The 5,430-nt window shown below is 30.9% G+C and carries 6 protein-coding genes; all 6 read left to right on the top strand.

All coding sequences use genetic code 11. The annotated features are described in order from the left end of the window. Window positions 1-161: 161 nt before the first annotated feature. The 6 genes from WC223_13725 (at window position 162) to WC223_13700 (ending at window position 5,156) form a co-directional block, all read left to right on the top strand. Window positions 162-1,367 (top strand): YCF48-related protein, encoded by a 1,206-nt coding sequence (locus WC223_13725; protein MFA6925300.1) that lies wholly within the window; start codon window positions 162-164, stop codon window positions 1,365-1,367. A 194-nt stretch (window positions 1,368-1,561) separates the two neighbouring features. Continuing rightward, the gene (locus WC223_13720; protein MFA6925299.1) at window positions 1,562-2,275 is read left to right on the top strand and encodes a hypothetical protein; all 714 of its coding nucleotides are present in this window, start codon (window positions 1,562-1,564) and stop codon (window positions 2,273-2,275) included. After that, window positions 2,242-2,742 (top strand): hypothetical protein, encoded by a 501-nt coding sequence (locus WC223_13715; protein ID MFA6925298.1) that lies wholly within the window; start codon window positions 2,242-2,244, stop codon window positions 2,740-2,742. Before WC223_13720 ends, WC223_13715 begins: the two co-directional genes overlap by 34 nt. Before the next feature lie 1,013 nt (window positions 2,743-3,755). Continuing rightward, window positions 3,756-4,022 (top strand): DUF4160 domain-containing protein, encoded by a 267-nt coding sequence (locus tag WC223_13710; GenBank protein MFA6925297.1) that lies wholly within the window; start codon window positions 3,756-3,758, stop codon window positions 4,020-4,022. 7 nt (window positions 4,023-4,029) lie between these two features. Next, a complete protein-coding gene (locus tag WC223_13705; protein ID MFA6925296.1) occupies window positions 4,030-4,269 on the top strand; it encodes a DUF2442 domain-containing protein in 240 nt (79 codons plus the stop codon). Window positions 4,270-4,421: 152 nt separating this feature from the next. Continuing rightward, on the top strand, window positions 4,422-5,156 hold the full coding sequence (locus tag WC223_13700; protein MFA6925295.1) for a DUF6602 domain-containing protein: 735 nt from the start codon (window positions 4,422-4,424) through the stop codon (window positions 5,154-5,156). Window positions 5,157-5,430 lie beyond the last annotated feature (274 nt).

Genomic DNA, 5,430 nt, shown 5'->3' with positions numbered 1-5,430 from the left:
GAATGTTGACAACTTTTAAAAAACTCTCAAAGGTTTTTTAATAAGTTATCAATGTTTCGGAATTTAGTGCTAATTTTGTAAAATATATTTAACGAAAAATGGTCAACCTATTTCAGTATAAGACAAAGCATCACTATTTTGAAACCAAAAACAAAATCAACATGAAAAAACTTTACGTTTTATTATTCACATTATTAACCTTGAATATTACAAATGCACAATGGATAAATCAGTATTCTATACCAGAGAACCCTCTGTTTTCTGTTTGCTTTACAGACACAAATAATGGTTTTGTTGTTGGATATGATAACAATATTTATAAAGGTTTAATGTTAAGGACAACTGATGGAGGAACAAATTGGATAAATAAAAATTTAGATGTTTTACATGCGTTAAATTCAATTTTTTTTGTAAACTCAAATATAGGTTATGCAGTTGGAGATAGTGGAATAATAATAAAAACAACCGATAGTGGATTAAATTGGAATTCTCAATTTATAACTCCAAAAGATCCTTTGTGTTCGGTATATTTTATTGATAGTAATAACGGATATACTGTTTCTACTAATGGCGATATTTTAAAAACTACAAATGGGGGTTCAAATTGGACAACAAAGTACATAGGTGAACCATTATTTTCAATTTATTTTACAGATATAAATACTGGTTATGCAGTAGGCTATGACAATCAAAATTCATGCGGTTTAATAATAAAAACTACTGATGGAGGAATAAATTGGTCAAAACAAAACTCAAATAATTTGAATTGTTTTTATTCAGTTTATTTTGTTAACTCTTATAATGGATTTGTTGTTGGCTCATGTGGTACAATATTAAAGACAACAAATGGAGGAGTGAATTGGATAAATCAAACTTCTAATGTTTCAAAAGCTTTGCGTTCAGTTTATTTTATTAACTCAAATTCTGGTTATATTTGTGGTGGATCATATCCAAATAGTATAATTCTTAAAACAATTAATGGCGGAGCAAACTGGATGTATCAAAATCCAGAAGTTTTAAATACACTTAATTCGATTTTTTTTGTTGACTCAAGTACTGGTTATGCGGTTGGTTTTGGAGCTATTCTAAAAACCACAAATAGCGGACAGTGGGTTGAAGAAAAAAACAAAAAAGAAAATGTAAAAATTTACCCAAATCCTGTGTCTACTCAATTGACAATAGAAACAACACAGTTGACAAAAGAAAACACTTTGACAGTTTTAAACATAAACGGACAGGAATTAATAAGACAACTAATAAAATACGAAATGACACTAATAGACGTTACTAATTTGACAAGTGGAATTTATTTTGTAAAAATTACTACTGACAAGACAGTTGAAGTAAAAAAAATAATAAAGCAATAACACCGCCCAGCCCCCAACATGGTGTATATTTTATGCGGTGTTCTTGCAATTTGAAAGTTCATTATTATTTATTAATTTTGTTCTCGGTTGAGAATTAAGTGCGTTCTAAACACCGCACAAAATATACACCCAACCGTTAGCCACAACCCATGAACGACAAAATTAAAATTAAACAAAAATTAAAACAATAAAAAATGATAAAAGAAATTGATAAGTATTTAATAGGAGTAGCAATTGGTATTAGATACCGAGCTAATTTTTCTATTGAGGATCAACTTGGAAAAATTGTTGACCAAATTTTATATAACAAAAATTCAACATTTGATGCAAATGTTTTTCCTCTTGTCCAAAATAACGTTGCAGACAAATCTTTGTTTAATGACAAGACAGGTGATAGCTTGCTTATAAATAATTCAAATATAATTGTTGAAATAAATTTTGGAAAAACTTTTGAAACAAAGGACTACTCGACAATTATTGAAAGTTTCAATAAAGAAATAATTGAAGGAATATTGAAATGCTATAAGATTACGGAAATAAATAGGGTTGGTATAATAAAGCGTTACCTTTTTAAAGTTGAAGATTTAGCAAAAAGTTTCTTAAATAAGACAATTGGAGGCACTATAGATGGTGTCAATGATATAAATTTAAGGTTCTCTAAAAAATTTCCTGTTTCTGATAGTTTAGTTCAAAAAGAGATTTATGATTATCATAATGCTATTTTTAATATTGTAAAAAAGGCAGACCGTGATGAGATTTTTATGTCAATAGACTATCAAAAATATTTTGAACCTTTTTTAAGTACTGCCTCTCAAATTGGATTCATTGAATTCGCACAAAATGTAGACAGATATAATAATGGAAATTATGTTGAATGGATAAACAAAAATTATTTACTTGGAAAATGAGAAAAGCAAATTCACATATATCAAAGACAAAGCCTGAGAAAGATTATTATACAAAATATATAAAGACTCAGGATTACGAACCAACAGTTGATGAAACCCTAAAGTTTTCTGAAACGGATGATGATAAAAAAGATTTCAGCAATCAGAAATCTAAGAAAAAAAGAAAACCAAAATTACAACAGCAAATCTACGAACACTTTGAGGAAAATTGGATAAAGTGGGCAAGTGGCTTAATAATAGCTTTACTGGTATGGTTAATGTTTGATTCCAAATTATCAATTTCAGGCATCAACTATAAAGTTGACAGAATCCAAGATGATGTAAAAGAACTTAAACAGACTGACAAAGAAACGAATCAACACATACAACAACAAGACTTAAATATAAAAGAAAATCAAATAAAAATTGAGAATTTAGAGAAAAATAATTCTACATCTAAGATGCTAATAACAAAAAAGCAAAATTGATTCTGAATTAAAAAGGGCTGTGGCTAACATGGTGCTACTGACCAGCGGGGGGGCGTAGCAACATGAAAGTACAAACAAGTAATAAAATTAATCACGGGTGAAACTAACGCAAGTATTAATATCCCCGCCGGCAGTAGCACCCGACCGTTAGCGGCAAGTGGGGAGGCAAATTTGATGACTTTATAAGATTTAATTTTCTAACATTCTGATTCAATTTCTTGCTCGTCTGATTTGATTTCTCGCCTGACAGATTCAATTTCTTGCTTGTCTGATTCGATTTCTCTTCTGACAGATTCAATTTCTCGTCTGCCTGACTCAATTTCTCACTCCTAAGATTGATATTCTCGTACCTAAGACTCAATTTCTCGCTCCCGAGATTGATATTCTTGTACCCAAGACTCAATTTCTCACTCCTAAGATTGATATTCTCGTACCTAAGACTCAATTTCTCACTCCCGAGATTGATATTCTTGTACCCAAGACTCAATTTCTCACTCCTAAGATTGATATTCTCGTACCTAAGACTCAATTTCTCACTCCCGAGATTGATATTCTCGTACCCAAGACTCAATTTCTCATTACTAAGATTGATATTCTCGTACCTAAGATTCAATTTCTCGCTTCCAAGATTGAATTTCTCGTACACAAGACTCAATTGAATGACTCCAAAATTGATTTGAACGCTCCCAAGACTCAATTAATTGCTCCCGAGATTGATTCTAACGCCTCCGAGACATGATTAATTACTCCTATGACTCAATTAAACGTATTGCAGATTGATATGAAAAGAAAAAAGAAAAAAGAAAACCACCATGCCGCTAACATGTTGCTTATCCAATGCGGAGTTTTGTGGTTTGGAAAGTTCAATACTATTTATTACTTTTGTTGTCGGTTGAAAAAGAAGTGCGTTTTATTTCCGCACTGGAATAAGCAACCAACCGTTGCCCACAATTTTTTATTGACGCTTTCCTTATCATGAAAATTTTTCGTATCTTTGTTGAAAAATAATTGCTATGCCGACAATTTCAATGTTTTTTGGACTTATTATAAGGATGTATTATGCACCCAGAGAGCATCATCCACCTCACATTCATGTTTACTTTCAGGACAATAAAGTAACCATTAATATTGTAGACTGCGAAGTGCTTGAAGGTGAAATTCCATCAAGACAATTGAGACTGATACAAGCGTGGATAGAAATACATAGAGACGAATTGTTAGCTGACTGGAAGTTATGTCAAAATGGAGAAAAACCTTTTAAAATTCAACCTTTAAAATAATATAGATATGTATTTAGCAGTAAAAAATGTGGAACCACAGAAAAATTATCTTCTCATACTGACATTTGAAAATGGAGAGAGAAGAAAATTTGATATGAAACCATATCTCGACAAAGGCATATTTAAAGAATTAAAAGATTTGAAAATATTCAACACAGTAAAGACAAGCTTTGACACAATAGAATGGGAAAATGAAGCAGATATTGACCCTGAAATCCTGTATCAAAAAAGTGTAAAAGTCGACTGATTAAAAAAACTGTGGGCAACATGTTGCTTATATAATGCGGTGTTCTTGCATTATGAAAGTTCATTATTATTTATTACTTTTGTTTCGGTTGAAAGTGAAGTGCGTTTTATGCACCGCACTATATAAGCAACAGAACCGTTAGGCACAATTTTATGAAAAAAAACACACTGATAAAAGATTATTCGACTGCATTAGTCAAAGGATTTTATGCAAAAGTTTGCTCTATTGACAGACTTGAACATAAATTGACAAAAGGAGAATTACGAGAACTTTTCGTGAATGATTTGCTGGTAAATTTTATTACAAGTCAGTTTAGTATTGGAACAGGAGTAGTCGTCGACTCTTATGGTAATGCAAGCAGACAAACGGATATTATTATTTACGATAATAGAATATTACCTCCAATAATTAAAAACAGTAATTTAGGAACATACCCTTTAGAATCAGTCCTCGCAATTATCGAAGTTAAATCAGTTTTAAATAAAGAAGCTCTTTTAAAGACAGAAGATAATTTTAAGTACTTTGATGACAACCTTGTATTTCTTGACAAATTCAAAAAAGACAAAGAAGGTTTAAGTGTAAAAAAAGGAATTATTGGTTTAAATAAAAAACCAATAAAGGAAATTAATAGTAAAAATACAGACTGGTTAGTTGCAAATATTAAGCATACTGACATAATCTGTCATGTACAAAACTATTCATGGATTTTTTATTCAATAAAAAAGATATGGGTTCATTGTTCAAAAAATGAATTGACCTTTGAAGAAACAAAAAGATTTATAGCATGGATACTTGACATTTCAAGAAGTAAATCAAATAGAAGATATAATGAAATGACAAAGCAGTATATTCCTTGGTTGAGTAAGTACATTAGAAATGAAGAATAAAAAACTGTGCCTAACATGGTGTTGCTATCAGCGGGGGTTTGCAACAACTTGAAAGTGTATAACAATAAAATAAATTAATCACTGGTGAAATTAACGCACTTCTATAACCCCCGCCGTTAGCAACACCCAACCGTTGGCGTTCATGCGGTCAGCTGTCATTTCCTAAAATCGGTTGACTAAAAATTAACCAATAAAACGGAAACAATGACAAAACTCAAGACTCAACCCTGTCGAAAAAAAGACTACGAAAAAGTTAATTTCGACTTAAAATTAT

It is taken from the genome of Bacteroidales bacterium (assembly GCA_041671145.1).
GTDB lineage: Bacteria > Bacteroidota > Bacteroidia > Bacteroidales > JAHJDW01 > JAQUPB01.
The sequence above is the reverse complement of the archived record's forward strand: the minus strand, read 5'-3'. Positions and strand labels throughout refer to the sequence as shown.

What these genes read in the sequence shown, in the direction of transcription:
- WC223_13725 (MFA6925300.1), top strand. Translation starts at nt 162, where the DNA reads ATGAAAAAACTTTACGTTTTATTATTCACATTATTAACCTTGAATATT.
- WC223_13720 (MFA6925299.1), top strand. Translation starts at nt 1,562, where the DNA reads ATGATAAAAGAAATTGATAAGTATTTAATAGGAGTAGCAATTGGTATT.
- WC223_13715 (MFA6925298.1), top strand. Translation starts at nt 2,242, where the DNA reads ATGGATAAACAAAAATTATTTACTTGGAAAATGAGAAAAGCAAATTCA.
- WC223_13710 (MFA6925297.1), top strand. Translation starts at nt 3,756, where the DNA reads ATGCCGACAATTTCAATGTTTTTTGGACTTATTATAAGGATGTATTAT.
- WC223_13705 (MFA6925296.1), top strand. Translation starts at nt 4,030, where the DNA reads ATGTATTTAGCAGTAAAAAATGTGGAACCACAGAAAAATTATCTTCTC.
- WC223_13700 (MFA6925295.1), top strand. Translation starts at nt 4,422, where the DNA reads ATGAAAAAAAACACACTGATAAAAGATTATTCGACTGCATTAGTCAAA.